The organism is Pseudoalteromonas sp. APM04, from assembly GCF_022809815.1.
Taxonomy (GTDB): domain Bacteria; phylum Pseudomonadota; class Gammaproteobacteria; order Enterobacterales; family Alteromonadaceae; genus Pseudoalteromonas; species Pseudoalteromonas marina.
Window position 1 is genome coordinate 548,695 of record NZ_CP094441.1, and the last position, 14,801, is coordinate 563,495.

Annotated in this window: 15 protein-coding genes and 1 pseudogene; 8 read left to right on the forward strand and 8 right to left on the reverse strand. The window is 39.5% G+C overall.

Features of this window, described 5'->3' with window-relative positions:
• Window positions 1–64: 64 nt before the first annotated feature.
• The 6 genes from MTP24_RS02555 to MTP24_RS02580 all read left to right on the forward strand — a co-directional run bounded on the left by MTP24_RS02555 (window position 65) and on the right by MTP24_RS02580 (window position 3,655).
• Complete coding sequence (locus MTP24_RS02555; RefSeq protein ID WP_243532644.1) at window positions 65–745, forward strand: PspA/IM30 family protein; 681 nt, start codon at window positions 65–67, stop codon at window positions 743–745.
• 8 nt (window positions 746–753) lie between these two features.
• Window positions 754–969 (forward strand): PspC domain-containing protein, encoded by a 216-nt coding sequence (locus MTP24_RS02560; RefSeq protein WP_008130273.1) that lies wholly within the window; start codon window positions 754–756, stop codon window positions 967–969.
• Window position 970: 1 nt separating this feature from the next.
• Window positions 971–1,297: a hypothetical protein gene (locus tag MTP24_RS02565; RefSeq protein ID WP_008130274.1), complete on the forward strand. Its 327-nt coding sequence runs from the start codon at window positions 971–973 to the stop codon at window positions 1,295–1,297.
• A 79-nt stretch (window positions 1,298–1,376) separates the two neighbouring features.
• On the forward strand, window positions 1,377–1,886 hold the full coding sequence (locus MTP24_RS02570) for a copper chaperone PCu(A)C (protein ID WP_082014408.1): 510 nt from the start codon (window positions 1,377–1,379) through the stop codon (window positions 1,884–1,886).
• An 8-nt stretch (window positions 1,887–1,894) separates the two neighbouring features.
• Window positions 1,895–2,881, forward strand: coding sequence for a DUF2333 family protein (locus MTP24_RS02575; RefSeq protein WP_010555652.1), 987 nt, complete (start codon window positions 1,895–1,897; stop codon window positions 2,879–2,881).
• A 3-nt stretch (window positions 2,882–2,884) separates the two neighbouring features.
• On the forward strand, window positions 2,885–3,655 hold the full coding sequence (locus MTP24_RS02580) for a TIGR04219 family outer membrane beta-barrel protein (protein ID WP_243532646.1): 771 nt from the start codon (window positions 2,885–2,887) through the stop codon (window positions 3,653–3,655).
• Between the two features lie 33 nt (window positions 3,656–3,688).
• On the opposite strand, the gene MTP24_RS02585 is transcribed toward MTP24_RS02580, so the two are convergent.
• Both MTP24_RS02585 and MTP24_RS02590 read right to left on the reverse strand, forming a co-directional pair.
• The gene (locus tag MTP24_RS02585) at window positions 3,689–4,576 is read right to left on the reverse strand and encodes a TIGR03899 family protein (protein WP_243532649.1); all 888 of its coding nucleotides are present in this window, start codon (window positions 4,574–4,576) and stop codon (window positions 3,689–3,691) included.
• On the reverse strand, window positions 4,545–5,126 hold the full coding sequence (locus MTP24_RS02590; RefSeq protein ID WP_243532650.1) for an SRPBCC family protein: 582 nt from the start codon (window positions 5,124–5,126) through the stop codon (window positions 4,545–4,547). Before MTP24_RS02590 ends, MTP24_RS02585 begins: the two co-directional genes overlap by 32 nt.
• Before the next feature lie 152 nt (window positions 5,127–5,278).
• Here MTP24_RS02590 and MTP24_RS02595 point away from each other — a divergent pair.
• Together MTP24_RS02595 and MTP24_RS02600 are read left to right on the forward strand one after the other, a co-directional pair.
• Window positions 5,279–7,473 (forward strand): annotated as a pseudogene (locus MTP24_RS02595) (EAL domain-containing protein).
• 107 nt (window positions 7,474–7,580) lie between these two features.
• The gene (locus MTP24_RS02600; RefSeq protein WP_243532652.1) at window positions 7,581–9,767 is read left to right on the forward strand and encodes a YgiQ family radical SAM protein; all 2,187 of its coding nucleotides are present in this window, start codon (window positions 7,581–7,583) and stop codon (window positions 9,765–9,767) included.
• Window positions 9,768–9,835: 68 nt separating this feature from the next.
• Here MTP24_RS02600 and mgtE read toward each other — a convergent pair whose 3' ends face one another.
• The 6 genes from mgtE to MTP24_RS02630 all read right to left on the reverse strand — a co-directional run bounded on the left by mgtE (window position 9,836) and on the right by MTP24_RS02630 (window position 14,754).
• Window positions 9,836–11,194 carry a magnesium transporter gene (mgtE, locus tag MTP24_RS02605; RefSeq protein WP_006792092.1) on the reverse strand — a complete coding sequence of 453 codons (1,359 nt, stop codon included), beginning with the start codon at window positions 11,192–11,194 and terminating at the stop codon, window positions 9,836–9,838.
• A 108-nt stretch (window positions 11,195–11,302) separates the two neighbouring features.
• Window positions 11,303–11,575, reverse strand: coding sequence for an HPr family phosphocarrier protein (locus MTP24_RS02610; protein WP_006792093.1), 273 nt, complete (start codon window positions 11,573–11,575; stop codon window positions 11,303–11,305).
• A gap of 43 nt (window positions 11,576–11,618) precedes the next feature.
• Window positions 11,619–12,464 (reverse strand): RNase adapter RapZ, encoded by an 846-nt coding sequence (rapZ, locus tag MTP24_RS02615; RefSeq protein WP_243532654.1) that lies wholly within the window; start codon window positions 12,462–12,464, stop codon window positions 11,619–11,621.
• A 19-nt stretch (window positions 12,465–12,483) separates the two neighbouring features.
• Complete coding sequence (gene ptsN, locus MTP24_RS02620) at window positions 12,484–12,936, reverse strand: PTS IIA-like nitrogen regulatory protein PtsN (RefSeq protein WP_006792095.1); 453 nt, start codon at window positions 12,934–12,936, stop codon at window positions 12,484–12,486.
• Window positions 12,937–12,940: 4 nt separating this feature from the next.
• Window positions 12,941–13,228: a ribosome hibernation promoting factor gene (hpf, locus tag MTP24_RS02625; RefSeq protein WP_006792096.1), complete on the reverse strand. Its 288-nt coding sequence runs from the start codon at window positions 13,226–13,228 to the stop codon at window positions 12,941–12,943.
• A 26-nt stretch (window positions 13,229–13,254) separates the two neighbouring features.
• Window positions 13,255–14,754: an RNA polymerase factor sigma-54 gene (locus tag MTP24_RS02630; protein WP_006792097.1), complete on the reverse strand. Its 1,500-nt coding sequence runs from the start codon at window positions 14,752–14,754 to the stop codon at window positions 13,255–13,257.
• Window positions 14,755–14,801: the final 47 nt, after the last annotated feature.

Here is a 14,801-nt window from a genome sequence, read left to right on the forward strand (position 1 = left end):
GTGACTTGGCATAACTCTTGGAATCTACTCGTTGTAATTAATTAAAAATCAACAGGAGAATACAATGGGAATAGTTAATCGCGTAAACGATGTTATTCAATCAAATATAGTGGCAATGCTTGATAAAGCAGAAGATCCTCAAAAGCTGGTTAACTTAATGCTTAACGATATGCAGGATGCATTAAACGAATGCCGAAGCACAGCCGCTGCGCTTTTATGTGAAGAAAAAGCAATTAACCGCCACCTTGATACTAAAAAAGCAGAGCTTGCGACATGGCAATCTAAAGCTGAGTTAGCAATTGAAAAAGGACGTGATGATCTTGCAAAGTCAGCACTCATTTCTAAACAAGCTGTAAGCGAAAGCATTGAAAAGAAACAAGCTCAACGTGAGACTTTACAAGAGTCTTTATTAAAAATTAGATCTGACTGTGAACGCCTTCAACAAAAAATAGCAGAGGCAAAAACAAAGCAAGCTCAACTAGCGCAGCGCCATGATGTAGCCGTTGCCAGGTCGCATATAAATACTCAGTTAAATAGCGATAAAGTAGCTCATGCACTCTCTCGTTTTGAGCAAATAGAGCAACGTGTTGAGGGTATTGAAGCACAAGTCGAGGCGTATGAGTTAACTGATAAAGCTAATTCGACGGCAACTCAAATCGAGTCACTTGTTAAAAACGAAAAAATTGATACAGAGCTGGCTAGTTTAAAAGCACGCTTAAATGTTAGTTCTAAACAAAGCGCCTAGGAGGAATTATGAGTCGATTTAATCATCAGCGTGGTTGGTTTAAAGACACGCTAAATAAAAAGATATCTGGCGTATGTAGTGGCTTAGCTTACCGATTAGATTTTCCGGTGTGGGCAACACGTTTGGTTACTATTTTACTGTTTTTAAGTTTTCCGTTTGTAGTTGCGCTTAGTTATTTTATTGCGCATTGCTGTTTAGAAGAAAAGCATATTAAGGAATTTTAAAATGAAAGCTATAGCTGTTTGTATACTCATTTATTTGGTGTTTTTTACTAACTCATTCTCATTTTTAAACTTTGACACGTGGCAGTTTCCATTGTGGATTGCAGATATGAGCTGGGTTGGTGTTGAATTAGTGAGTGTACTTATAGCCATTGTAGCCGTTGCCGCAATTGCTGCGTTAGTGACTTTAGGTTTGATTGGTGCAGCAGCAGTGGCTGTTATTGGTACTGTTTTGGCTTTGCTATTTGGCTCAGTGATGATTGCATGGCCATTATTATTTATTGCCGTATTGTGCTGGTTAGTGGCTGATAACAAAAAAGTGGTTTCTTAATCCTTAATTTAACTCACTATTCCCCGTTAACTATGTTAAATTTAACGTGTGATATTACGTTTTTACAAGGATTAAAATGATGACAAAATTGTGTTTATCTTTTGTGTCTGCATTGGCTTTTAGTTTTTTTTCGTCATCTTTGGCTGCGCACTCTGGCCATAACCATTCAGCCGATACCGCACAACTTGAAGTAAGTAACGCGCAAGTTAGAGAGTTCTTACCTGGCGGTAAGGCAAGTGCCGCCTACTTAACTATTTCCAATCATAGTGGTACAAATGCAATATTAACAAAGGCCAGTATTGACGGACTAGCACGTGTTGAAATACATGAGCATGCACATGTTGATGGTATGATGAAAATGCAAAAGGTCGAATCGGTCATTGTGAAAGCGCATGAAAGTGTCGATTTTCAGCCTGGAGGCTATCATTTAATGGTATTTGAGCCACAAGAGCCTTTAAAAGCAGGGCAAGAACGCAAACTAACGCTATATTTTAGTGATGGTAATCGCTTATTTACAAATATTGAGGTGGTTACGCTAGAGTCGCAAATAAATAAAGCTAAGTCGTCAGCACAACATTCTCATCATTAGGAGTTTACATGTCGCAACACAAAGGAAAAATAGCAGGCATTATAGTTATACTGCTTATTATATTTTACGCCATTGCCGTTTACTGGAGTACTGAACCTTCACGTTTTGATGTGGTTGAAAGTGCAAAAGAGCAAGCGCAACTTCGAAATGAAACGATGGTGACGGGTTACATTACTACATCAACACTTATCACTGTTGCAAATACGCTGCTTGATAAGCCAGGCGGATATTTATCAAACGACGTTATACCACCTAGCATTATTATGGATGATATGCCTGCTTGGGAATATGGCGCACTTGAAATGGTTCGTGATTTATCACTTTCTATGAGAAAAGATTTTAGCCGCTCTCAATCGCAATCAACTGAACACGAAGCGCTTAAAAAAGCACAACCTCAATTTAATATAAGTTCTGAAGCTTGGGCGTGGCCAAGTGCTGAGGGCGAGTACCAAAAAGGGATTGATTACTTAATTGTTTACCGTACGCAAATGGCTCATCAGCATGAGCGCGATAGTCAGTTTTATGCTCGCGCTGATAACTTACGTAGTTGGTTAAAAGAAGCTGAAAAACGTTTAGGCAGTCTAAGTCAGCGTTTAAGTGCAAGTGTTGGGCAAGATAAAGTTAATACTGACTTAGCTGGTAATTCTTCAAATAAGCAAGCAACGCTTGCTCCATTGCAGCAGCAAGTAAGAACACCATGGCTTGATATAGATGATGTGTTTTATGAATCTCGTGGTGCAACGTGGGCGTTACTGCATTTTTTACAAGCCGTAGAGTATGACTTTAACGATGTGCTTGAAAAGAAAAACGCACGCGTTAGCTTACAGCAAATCATCCGTGAACTTGAAGCCACGCAAGAAACCGTGTGGAGCCCACTAATTTTAAACGGAAATGGTTTTGGCTATGTTGCTAATCATTCTCTTGTTATGGCAAATTATATTTCTAGAGCCAACGCGGCTTTAATCGAACTTAGCGAACTATTAGCGCAAGGATAAAAAATGAAAAAGTATTGTTTAGCAGCTGCCTTATCTATGGCATGTTTAGCACCTGTAGCTCAGGCTGATACCCTATTAGGTTTGTATGTAGGTGTTGATGGTTGGCAGTCGGATAATGAAGGTCAGCTTTCTTACAAAGCAAATGCACCTCAAGATTTTAACTTTGAAGATGAAACATACATAAGCTATTACGCCGCGCTCGAACATCCGGTGCCATTAGTACCTAATCTTAAATTAAAGTATACAGAACTTGAGCTAAATGGCTCTACAGTGCTAAATGATACATTTAGCTTTAATGGTTCAGACTACGTAGTGGGTACACCCGTTAATTCTGTAAGCGATTTAACGCATGTAGATTACATTTTGTATTACGAAATATTTGATAATGACCTGATTTCTATTGATTTAGGTCTAAACGCAAAGCAGTTTGACGGTGACATCATTGTTAATGGTACAACGCAAGATGGTGGCGCAAACTTTACTGAAACGGTTGAGTTTTCTGGTTTTGTGCCACTTGCATACGCGCGTGCAGAAGCAGGCTTACCACTTACAGGTTTAAGTGTGTTTTTTGAAGGCAGCCTTTTGGCAATTGACGATAGTAAAGTGCAAGATTATCAAGTAGGTGTTGCTTGGGAACTTGTAGATAACTTAGCTGTAGATATTGCTGTTAAAGCGGGTTACCGATCAATGGTATTAGAGCTTGACGATATTGATGATATTACTACTGATATTGACGCATCGGGTCCGTTTGCAGGTATTCAGGTTCATTTTTAATTAGTGCCTTCTAATTGAACAAAGCGTGGCGTCCTATTTTGTAGGATGCCACGCTAAATCAAACTCTCCCTCTAGTGCCGTGTTTACCAGCTGCTTATATACTTTATTTACAGGGAATCGTATGAGTTTAGATAGCTCATCACCGGTTTGTGTGAATTTGTAATAGCTTAACACCAAATCACTATTCTTTGCTTTAAGCGTCACCTTTTGAGATAAAAACGATAACGTGAGTTCTTGGCCAGCTTTAAGCACCGCAGATTCGATTTCTTTTCTGTAAAGCAAATTTAAATCCATTAAAGTTAAAATATCAGGAAAGCCTATTCCTGTTTTACCTAAATTTAATGACACTTTATTTCCCTTACGAAGAAGGTCGAATAAAGACGGTTTTTTATAAAAGCCAAGTAAAATAAAGTGGCTATCGTCTTTTTCGTTATAACCTGACAAAGACACGCATTTTTGCAAAGAGTCGGCTTCGCGCTGAGTCATGTGTTTTAGTGTTTGTAAGCTTTTAATTGAAAAAGTACCCGGGCTTAATGTTTCACCGGTTAAAATTTTTGCCCACAATGCTTGCATAGAGCTATTTGAGGTGTCCTCACATAAAGCAATAAAGTGTTCAACCCAATCTGCATCAGGGTGTTTATTGCTAGCTACATCGTGGCAAAACTCCATTGCTTTGGTTAAAATAGCTTCTATATTTTGTTGGCGCTTAATAGCCAGTAAATCTTGTCTTTGCTTTGAGCGAGTCAGCAAAGGGTGTTCGCTATTTATATGGTACAGCGGTTTTACTTGCCCTCTTGTATTGTAACTTTGTTCTGATGACGGCGAAGTGTCGTTGTTGGGCACCTTAGTCACAGGGTAACCAAGTAACGATTCTATTATATTAGCTAGATTAATCCGTGCTTGTGCTGTTTTTACTGTCATGGCTATTTGCTACGCTTTGTATATCGCTTAATTGTGCTACGGTTTTTAAATTATTTAACCCAAGCTCTAAAGTGTTATTTAAAATATACTCATATACGAGTGCCATATAGCCTGAAATGAGAAGAGTCGTTGATTGCCCTTCAATATAACAGGTCACGGTATTGGCATTTGCCTGCGGTGAAAATGTGAGTGTACCTTCAATAATATGTTCATTATTTAGTAATATGTTGAACGACATTTTATCATTATTTAGGGAGGTTATGGTCATTTCACCATACCCCCATTTTCCTACCCATGATTGATGAGCGCCTACACCAGCGCCAGGTTCATTAACAATAAACTCAATGGTGGGGTCTACTTGCTGCCAAGGTGACCATGTGTGCCATTGGTTAAAGTCTGCAACAAGTGTTTTTATTGTGCTGGTATTGGCATTAATTTCTACGTGTTTACTTACACGATAATCTTGTGGCAGCAGTAATCCGACTACGACTATTATAAGTAGTAAAACTAATACATATTTGAACAGTACTTTTAATAATTTAATAACCATACCTTTGGTAGTTTTTTTAACTATATATGTAACAACTTTTTGTTAATCGACTATAGTATGAATTAGATCATAAGCCAAAAACTAAATTTATAGCTTTTTAAACATTACGTTAGAATATTTAAGCATTAAGCAGTATCAGAAAAAGGGTAAATATGTCGTCTGAACAAAATGATTTTCTATTTTTAGACCCACAGCAAGACGACGAAATAGTTGTTGAGCCATCTCGTTATTGGGATATTTTAATTGTAGACGACGACGAAGAAATTCATACGGTTACAAAACTCGCATTATCTGGACTAGAGTATGGTGGTGCTAGGCTTAGGTTTCATCACGCATATTCTGGCGCTGAGGCCAAAAATATACTTACTCAGCCCAATGATATATCTGTTATTTTTTAGACGTTATTATGGAAACTGACGATGCCGGCTTTCAGGTGGTTAAACATGTCAGAGACACTCTTAATAACAAACGCGTTCGCATTATTTTACGTACGGGCCAAGCCGCTAATATCCCCGAAGAAAAAGTTATTCGTGAATACGATATAAACGATTACAAAACTAAAACAGAGCTGACACGCTCAAAACTTGTGACAACGCTTATTGCTGCTATTCGTTCTTACGAACAGATATGCCTACTTGAGTATCAAGCGCAAGCGATGAATACTATTTTATCTGCCTCTAAATACATTTTGGGGCAAACAGATATAAAAGTATTGTGCAATAAAGCACTTGAATTTATGGGGGTTATTTTAGGTTGTAAATCTAACGGATTAATTTGTACCAAGCTTGATGGTGAAAATTTTATTCAGGTTCTGGGCGGGTGTGAAAAGTACGAAGAATATTTTGGTGAAAAATTAGTTAATGTTAACCAAACTGCGTTATCTCAGGTTGAGGCCTGTTTTGGACAACTCACTCATCAATATACAGATAACAGCATCACCTTTATTTTAAAAAGTAAGCACCGCAAAGCTGCTTTATATATTGAGAGTGGTGGAGCACCGACAGATATTCAACTGCAGTTTGCTGAAATATTTTTAACTAATATTAGTATTGCGCTCGATAATATACGGTTGTTTGTAAAGCTAAGAGATGCAGCTTATAAAGACCTACTCACTGGTATTTCAAATAGAACTGATTTTATTGAGCGCATAGATGATTTTCAAAACGCCAGTGAAAACAAATATGTGTTTGTTTTGTTAGACGTTATTAACTTCTCAGATATAAATGATGGCTTAGGGCAAGATGTAGGTAATAAGCTACTTATTGCTATTGTTGAGCGTTTGAGAGCAATTGTCCCCACAGCTCAATTACTCTCTCGTGTAGGTGCTGATGTATTTGGTTTTTTAATCCCAAAAAGTGAATTTGTTTTAACTGATTTTAATGAAAAGTTAAGTCCGTCGTTTTCTGCTGCGGAACATGTGTTACCCATCGATTTTAGAATTGGCTTATGCCAACAGCAAGACTTTCAAGGCTCTGGTTTAGAAACATTAAAAGTGGCTTATATTGCTTTAAATCATGCTAAAAAAATAAAGCACAAGGAAGGTGTTTATTACAGTATTGATATGCAAGAAAAAATGGAGTGGCGATTAGGTTTAATTAGACAGCTGCGCCATGATTTTGCCAGAGGGAAGCTCGAAGTATGGTACCAACCGCAGTTATCGTTTGATGATTTGTCATTAATTGGTTGCGAAGCTCTTTTACGCTGGCCGTTGGAAAATGGCACCTACATTTCACCCGCAGTGTTCATACCTTTAGCTGAAGACGCTGGACTCATCGTTGATATAGGGCAGTGGGTGTTAGAGCAAGCGTGCCAACAGCAAAAGCGATTAGAAAATGAAGGAACTGAAATTTGTATTGCTGTTAACGTGTCGGTTCCGCAATTTAAAGTTAAAGGGTATGCGCAAACAGTAAAAAATACCTTACTAAAATACGGTGTGGACCCAAAAAACATTGAGCTTGAAGTCACTGAAAGCGTAGTAATGGATGAATTAGACACGGTTATTAATACTCTGAGGGAGCTTAAGGCGTTGGGTATTGAAGTTGCTATTGATGACTTTGGCACAGGGTTTTCTTCATTAAGTTATATACAAAGCCTTCCTATCGATAGGCTAAAGATTGATAGGTCGTTTATTAAAGATCTTAATAATGGTGATACCGGTGCCGTTGCTGGATTAGTAATATCGTTAGGTGCAAAGTTAGGTTTAAAAACAATAGCAGAGGGTGTTGAAACGCAGGAACAAGCTAAGTTTTTAAAAGACTTAGGATGCGATGAAGTACAAGGGTTTATGTATGCTAAACCTATGCCTGAAAACAAGTTATTAGAGTTCATTAGTAAACGAAAAACATAGATAGTTATAGGCTTAGTGTTAAAGGTATTTCATACGTTGTAATGTTGTATATATAAACAAGTCTATGATGTATAATTTGCGCCTTTTGTTATTCTACGGTCACATTTATGAGCACACTCAAAGCTAAGCGCGCCTTATTCTCTTACCCCAAGTATTGGGCTGAGTGTTACGGCACTGCACCATTTTTACCTACATCACGCGAAGAAATGGATGCACTTGGCTGGGATAGCTGCGACATAATAATAATTAGTGGTGATGCTTATGTTGACCACCCAAGCTTTGGGATGGCAGTGATAGGACGTGTGCTCGAAGCGCAAGGCTTTAGAGTGGGGATTATTGCTCAGCCAAAATGGGATACAAAAGATGCATTTATGGAGCTTGGCAGGCCAAACCTATTTTTTGGTGTAACTGCTGGCAACATGGACTCAATGATTAACCGTTACACAGCTGAAAAGCGTATGCGCCACGATGATGCTTATACACCAGACAATATAGGTGGTAAACGCCCAGATCGTGCGGTGATGATTTACTCTCAGAAGTGTCGTGAAGCATACAAAGGTATTCCTATTGTTATTGGCGGTATTGAGGCCAGCCTTCGTAGGATAGCTCATTATGATTATTGGCAAGAAAAAGTGCGCCGTAGTATCTTGTTTGACTCAAAAGCCGATATATTGATTTACGGAAATGCTGAGCGCCCATTAGTAGAAGTTGCCCACCGCATTGCCGGTGGTGAAACGATGGATACGATTCAAGACATTCGTGGTACCGCTGTTATTCGTAAAGAACCTTTGCCGGGCTGGCGGGGGAGTGATTCAACAGCTATTGATAAAATAGGTAAAATAGACCCCATTCCAAACCCTTACGGAGCCGATGATGTTGGCTGTAGCAAGTCTGAGTTTAAACAAGCAGGTATTGATTTAAAAGCAGAAGCTGCAAAGCCTATTACCGTGCAGCCAGCGCGCCCTAAGCCATGGGAAAAAACGTATGTTAAACTTCCAGCGTACGAGCAAGTAAGTGTTAACAAACCTTTATACGCGCATGCCTCAAGGATATTACACCAAGAAACTAACCCTGGTTGTGCAAGAGCTTTATTCCAGCGTCATGGCGATCGCTCTATTTGGGTGAATCCACCGGCTTATCCTTTAGAAACACATGAAATGGATGCGGTATTTGGATTACCCTATCAACGAATTCCTCATCCACGTTATGGCGACGCTAAAATACCTGCTTACGACATGATAAAAACGTCGGTGAATATTATGCGCGGCTGTTTTGGTGGGTGTTCATTCTGTTCGATTACAGAGCACGAAGGGCGAATTATTCAAAGCCGCTCGCAAGAGTCCATTATTGAAGAAATTGAACAGATCAGAGATAAAGTGCCTGGTTTTACTGGCGTTATTTCCGATTTAGGTGGGCCAACGGCCAACATGTACAAATTACGTTGTACAAGCAAAAAAGCAGAAAGTACCTGCCGACGCTTATCGTGCGTATACCCTGATATTTGTAAGCATATGGACACGGATCACACGCCAACAATCGATTTATACAAAAAAGCACGTGATGTAAAAGGCATTAAAAAAGTTCTTATCGCTTCGGGCGTTCGCTATGACCTTGCTGTACGCGATCCTCGCTATGTTAAAGAGCTGGTGACACATCATGTGGGCGGGTATCTAAAAATAGCGCCAGAGCATACTGAAGACGGTCCATTATCAAAAATGATGAAGCCAGGCATGGGTGCTTACGATCAATTTAAAGAATTATTTGATAAGTACTCGAAAGAAGCGGGTAAAAAGCAGTATTTAATTCCGTATTTTATTTCTGCGCACCCAGGAACTAAAGACGAAGATATGGTAAACATGGCTTTATGGCTTAAGTCTAACGACTTTAAGTTGGATCAAGTGCAAAACTTTTATCCATCTCCAATGGCCAATGCGACCACTATTTACCATACCGAGATGAACTCACTGCGTAATATCAAGAATAATAGTGAAGTAGTGCCAGTGCCAAAAGGAGCACGCCAGCGCAGATTACACAAAGCTATTTTGCGCTACCATGATGCATCGGGCTGGCCAATGATACGTGAAGCACTTCGCAAAATGGGTAAAGCCAACTTAATTGGCAAAGGGCCAAACTGTTTAGTGCCAGAAGAAGGCCGCGATGAAAAAGCGGGTAAAACCGTTAATAAAGGCCGTAAAGGGGCTCGCCCAGCGCTTACACGTCATACGGGATTTAGCCAATTTAAAAAGGCTAATACAAAACCTAAAGTGGGTGGAAATAGGCAAAAAGCCAGATAGTTATTACCGAGACAATAAAAACGCGCAGCTATAAATTAACTACGCGTTTTTTATAACAGCTTTTAAATTTATATTAACAGCCAAGTGGCGGTGCCTAAAAAGGCAAAAATACCCACAATATCTGTCACTGTTGTTAGCACTACACTGCCTGCAAGTGCAGGGTCTATATTCATTTTTTTAAGTAAAATTGGAATACTTGCACCAGCAACCCCTGCCACAACTAAGTTCATAAACATGGCAAAAGCGAGTACGCCGCCGAGCATAAAGTCCCACTGCCAAAGTGCAATAACACCCGCTATCAACAATGACCACAAAATGCCATTGAGTGCTCCAATAGCGAGTTCTTTCATCATTAAAAAGCGTTGGTTGGTTTGATTTATATGACCAACAGCTATACCACGAATAACAAGTGTGAGTGATTGACTACCAGCTACACCGCCCATAGAAGGAACAATGCCATTAAGCACTGCTAATATGGGTAAAATATCGAGTGTGCTTTCAAAAAAACTGGCTACAAAGGCGGCCGCAAGCGCAGTTAATAAGTTAACTCCTAACCATACTGAGCGTTTTTTAGAGCTTTTTAAGACAGGGGCAAAGGTATCTTCTTCATCATCAAGGCCCGCCAAACTCAGTAAACTATGTTCGGCGTCTTCACGAATTACGTCAACAATATCATCGATCGTGACACGACCAAGTAGCTGATCGTTGTCATCAACAACTGGGGCCGAGATCCAATTATGGCGCTCAAACAGTTGTGCGACTTCACTTTCATCCATTGAAATTGGAATTGACTCACATTCTTCATCCATTAAATCGCGAACAATTTTTTCTGGTGGATTAGTTAGCAATGTACTCAGCGATAAAGCACCAATAAAGCAGTTATGTTTATCAACCACATACAGGTCATCAGTGCCTTCAGGTAACTCTCCGCGAAGTCGAATATAACGTAGTACGACATCAATGGTCACATCTGGGCGAATAGTTACCGTATCGGTGTTCATGAGTGCACCAGCAGAACGCTCTTGATAAGATAGCGCTTGTGTTGCGCGCTCTCTATCTTGGGTGTCCATGGCGCTAACAACGTCTTGGTAAACGGTGTCAGGCAAACTACGTAATACTTCACCTAGGTCATCGTGACCCATGTCTTCAGTGGCAGCAGCAATGTGCTCAGGCTCCATTTGGGCAATAATACCCAGGCGCACGTCTTCTGATAATTCTTCGAGTACATCACCTTGAACATCAGGATCAACTAACTGCCATAGCAAGCGACGAATTTTGTGTGGAGATGATTCTAATAATAACGCAGTATCACATGGCGCTGTTTTTGCGAGCATGCGCCTAACTTGAACAAACTGACCACTATTAAGTGACTTGGTCACTTGTTTTAGTTGTTGTAGTGGGTAGTCTTGTTCAAAAGCTTCGGGCATTGGCGTCCTTTATTTATACTGTAACTGTTACCTAATGGGTGGGGGAGTACGACCTAGCAGCCAGTTATTTTGATTATAGTTATTTTATTTAAATGTTAAAAATTAACGTTACTCTTGTTCGTTAAATCGTTGCGAAATAAGTTCTCCAATTGCATTTAAAGCTTGCTCTGCATCAGGCCCTTCACATACCACTTTAACTTCTTTACCTTGGCTACTTTCAAGTAGCATCAGTGCTAATACACTGTCACCAGCAGCTTCTTTATCATCTTGAAACAAGGTGATTGAAGCATCAAATTTTACAGCGAGTTGGGCTAATACAGTCGCGGCTCTGGCATGCAGTCCTAATTTATTTTGTATTAAAAAAGTGTCTTCTATACGCATACATTACTCTATCAAAGCTGAACAGGTTATTAGTTTTGTAAAATTACTTTTCTTGTTCTCTGTGACGTATTTTTACATTGGGATGCGTAACTGCAAAGCTTTCGCCAATTGTTTGCGCTAAATATACAGAGCGATGTTGCCCGCCAGTACAGCCAATCGCAATAGTTAAATAGCTTCTGTTATTTCGCTCTAGGTGTGGTAGCCATGTTTGTACAAAGGTTTGTATTTGCCATGTAAATTTTTGAACTATGCTGTGGCTAGCCAAATAATCTTTTACTGGTTGGTCTAGGCCATTAAGTGGTTTTAGTTCAGGCTCCCAATGCGGGTTAGGTAAAAAACGTGCATCAAATACGTAATCTGCTTCTTTAGGAATGCCATGTTTAAAACCAAAAGATTCAAATGTAACAATTAGCTGCTTGTCTTTTTTACCTAATATTTTTTCGCGAATTGATTCAGCAAGTTCATGAACGCTTAGCTCACTGGTATCGATCATGTAATCGGCGCGCGTAATTAGCACATCGAGAAGTTCTTTTTCTTTTTTTATGGCTAAATCAAGCGGAAGTGAATCTATTGATAAAGGGTGTAAGCGTCTGGTTTCAGAAAAGCGTTTAATAAGGGTTTGATCTTCACTGTCTAAGTAGAACAGCGTTGGTTTTGTAAAACCCGGTAAGTATTCGATGATGTGATTAAATTCATCTTGCTCTTTTGGTAAATTTCGCACATCTATACTAACGGCAATTTTATCGTAGTTATCAGAAACGCTTCTTACCAAAGAAGGTAATAAATTTACTGGAATGTTATCTACGCAATAATAACCTAGATCTTCAACAACGCGTAAAGCAACCGACTTACCAGAACCAGAACGGCCACTTATGATAATCAACTCCATTAATCACCCTTTAAATTTGTTACGATTGGTCAACAATAATTTGATACAACTCAGCATCCGATTTAGCACAGCGAAGCTGCTTACAAAATTCTTTATTTTTTAGTTTATCAGCTATCGTTGCTAGCGTCTTTAAATGCTGTTGGTTATCGCCTTCAGGTACGATGAGTGCAACAAAAATATCAACAGGGCGGTTGTCTATAGCATCAAAATTAATCGGTGTTTCACTTACTAACACCAATGCTAAAGGTTCTTGTGCGCCGCTCATTCGGCCATGTGGAATAGCAATACCTCTGCCTATCCCTGTGCTGCCTAGCTTTTCGCGGGTTAATAAAGCGCCCAAAATATCCTGTTGAGATAAATACGGTAATTTATCGTGAGCCAGCTCGCTAATAAACTCTAAAATTCTTTTTTTACTATTAAAAAGGACCGCAGCTTTACTGCAGTCCTGGCATATAAGTGAACTTAATTTCATCATATTAGTGTCGAGCAAGCTTCTCTTTGTGTTTAATTACTTGACGGTCAAGCTTGTCAATCAATGAATCAATAGCTGCATACATATCTTGATGTTCAGTGGATGCGAATAATTCAGCACCACTTACATGAATAGTTGCTTCTGCTTTTTGATTTAATTTTTCTATATCGAGAATGACATGAACATTATTAATATGATCAGAGTGCCTTTCTAGCTTCGCAAATTTGGTATTTATATAGTCTCTTAATGAATCAGTTAGTTCTACATGACGACCAGTTAAATTTAGTTGCATAAGCATTACCCTCTTTGTTTAGCGTCTTAGATCAGGCTCTTTCGCTGATTTGACGGTGGAATAGCAAGAGATTCGCGATATTTTGCGATTGTACGTCTCGCTACTTTAATTCCTTGCTCAGCCAATATATCCGCAATTTTGCTATCACTCAATGGTTTTGCTGAGTTTTCTGCTGCGATTAATTTTTTAATAAGTGCACGTATTGCCGTAGATGAACATTCTCCACCATTTTCGGTACTTACGTGGCTTGAGAAAAAGTATTTAAGCTCAAATATTCCACGCGGTGTGTGCATATACTTTTGCGTAGTTACGCGCGAAATTGTTGATTCGTGCATTTCTACCATTTCGGCAACATCATTTAAAACCATCGGTTTCATGGCTTCTGGCCCGTGTTCAAAAAAGCCCTGTTGTTGTTTAACAATACAGTTAGTTACTTTTAAAAGTGTATCATTTCTACTTTCTAAGCTTTTTATAAACCATTTAGCTTCTTGTAAATGTGAGCGAATAAATTGACTGTCGCCGCTTGATTTAACTGTACGTGACATTGCTGCATATTGGCTGTTTACACGAATTTTTGGCATGCTGTCTGGGTTTAACTCTACAATCCAGCGGCCTTTAATTTTTTTAACTGACACATCAGGTATTACATACTCAGACTCTTCTCGTACTATTGTGTCTGCAGGCTTAGGGTTGAGCGTATGAATAAGTGTCATTACTTCTTTAAGCTCATCTTCTTTGAGCTTCGTTTTTTTCATTAATGTACGGTAGTCACGAGCAGCTAACAAATCAATGTGCTCTGTTAAAATCATTTTTGTTTCATCAATAAAAGGCGTGCCTTTATCAAATTGATTTAACTGAATACACAAGCACTCTTGTAAGCTACGTGCCGCAATACCCACTGGGTCAAATAGCTGAATGCGCTTTAAAACCGCTTCTATTTCGTCAAGTTCAACCTCAACGTCATCGTCGTTATCTTGATTAAAGCTCTCTAAAATCTCTTCGCAGCTGAGTGTCAGTATGCCTGAATCATCCACCGCTTCTACAATAGCAATAGCGATGGCTTCATCTGTAGGGCTAAATGGCGTTAATTGTAATTGCCACATTAAGTATTCGTGAAGCGTTTCAGTTGATGCGCCCTGATATATAGACTCATCTTCAGGCATTGGGCCTGAAGATGATGCAGGGGCTGCACTCATATACTCATCCCAGCTAACATCCATTGCCATGTCGTCACTTACGGTATCTTTAGCAAGCGCTTCACCACTGTCTTGTTCATACTCGCTAGGGGCTTCATCGGCAGATACGGTTACTGTAACTTCATCGTTATCTGCTTTTTGCTCATTTTTGCCCGCAAGATCATCGGCATAGTCTTGCTCCTCAACCTCAAGTAATGGGTTGCTGTCGAGCGCTTCTTGTATTTCTTGCTGAAGATCCAATGTACTCAATTGCAGCAAGCGAATAGCTTGTTGCAACTGAGGTGTCATTGTAAGTTGCTGGCCCATGCGCAGCTGTAGTGATTGCCTCATGTATCTCTAACAATCCTTTTAAGTTGTTATAATTAATACTAGCAGAT

What these genes read in the sequence shown, in the direction of transcription:
- MTP24_RS02555 (WP_243532644.1), top strand. Translation starts at nt 65, where the DNA reads ATGGGAATAGTTAATCGCGTAAACGATGTTATTCAATCAAATATAGTG.
- MTP24_RS02560 (WP_008130273.1), top strand. Translation starts at nt 754, where the DNA reads ATGAGTCGATTTAATCATCAGCGTGGTTGGTTTAAAGACACGCTAAAT.
- MTP24_RS02565 (WP_008130274.1), top strand. Translation starts at nt 971, where the DNA reads ATGAAAGCTATAGCTGTTTGTATACTCATTTATTTGGTGTTTTTTACT.
- MTP24_RS02570 (WP_082014408.1), top strand. Translation starts at nt 1,377, where the DNA reads ATGACAAAATTGTGTTTATCTTTTGTGTCTGCATTGGCTTTTAGTTTT.
- MTP24_RS02575 (WP_010555652.1), top strand. Translation starts at nt 1,895, where the DNA reads ATGTCGCAACACAAAGGAAAAATAGCAGGCATTATAGTTATACTGCTT.
- MTP24_RS02580 (WP_243532646.1), top strand. Translation starts at nt 2,885, where the DNA reads ATGAAAAAGTATTGTTTAGCAGCTGCCTTATCTATGGCATGTTTAGCA.
- MTP24_RS02585 (WP_243532649.1), bottom strand. Translation starts at nt 4,576, where the DNA reads ATGACAGTAAAAACAGCACAAGCACGGATTAATCTAGCTAATATAATA.
- MTP24_RS02590 (WP_243532650.1), bottom strand. Translation starts at nt 5,126, where the DNA reads ATGGTTATTAAATTATTAAAAGTACTGTTCAAATATGTATTAGTTTTA.
- MTP24_RS02600 (WP_243532652.1), top strand. Translation starts at nt 7,581, where the DNA reads ATGAGCACACTCAAAGCTAAGCGCGCCTTATTCTCTTACCCCAAGTAT.
- mgtE (WP_006792092.1), bottom strand. Translation starts at nt 11,194, where the DNA reads ATGCCCGAAGCTTTTGAACAAGACTACCCACTACAACAACTAAAACAA.
- MTP24_RS02610 (WP_006792093.1), bottom strand. Translation starts at nt 11,575, where the DNA reads ATGCGTATAGAAGACACTTTTTTAATACAAAATAAATTAGGACTGCAT.
- rapZ (WP_243532654.1), bottom strand. Translation starts at nt 12,464, where the DNA reads ATGGAGTTGATTATCATAAGTGGCCGTTCTGGTTCTGGTAAGTCGGTT.
- ptsN (WP_006792095.1), bottom strand. Translation starts at nt 12,936, where the DNA reads ATGAAATTAAGTTCACTTATATGCCAGGACTGCAGTAAAGCTGCGGTC.
- hpf (WP_006792096.1), bottom strand. Translation starts at nt 13,228, where the DNA reads ATGCAACTAAATTTAACTGGTCGTCATGTAGAACTAACTGATTCATTA.
- MTP24_RS02630 (WP_006792097.1), bottom strand. Translation starts at nt 14,754, where the DNA reads ATGAGGCAATCACTACAGCTGCGCATGGGCCAGCAACTTACAATGACA.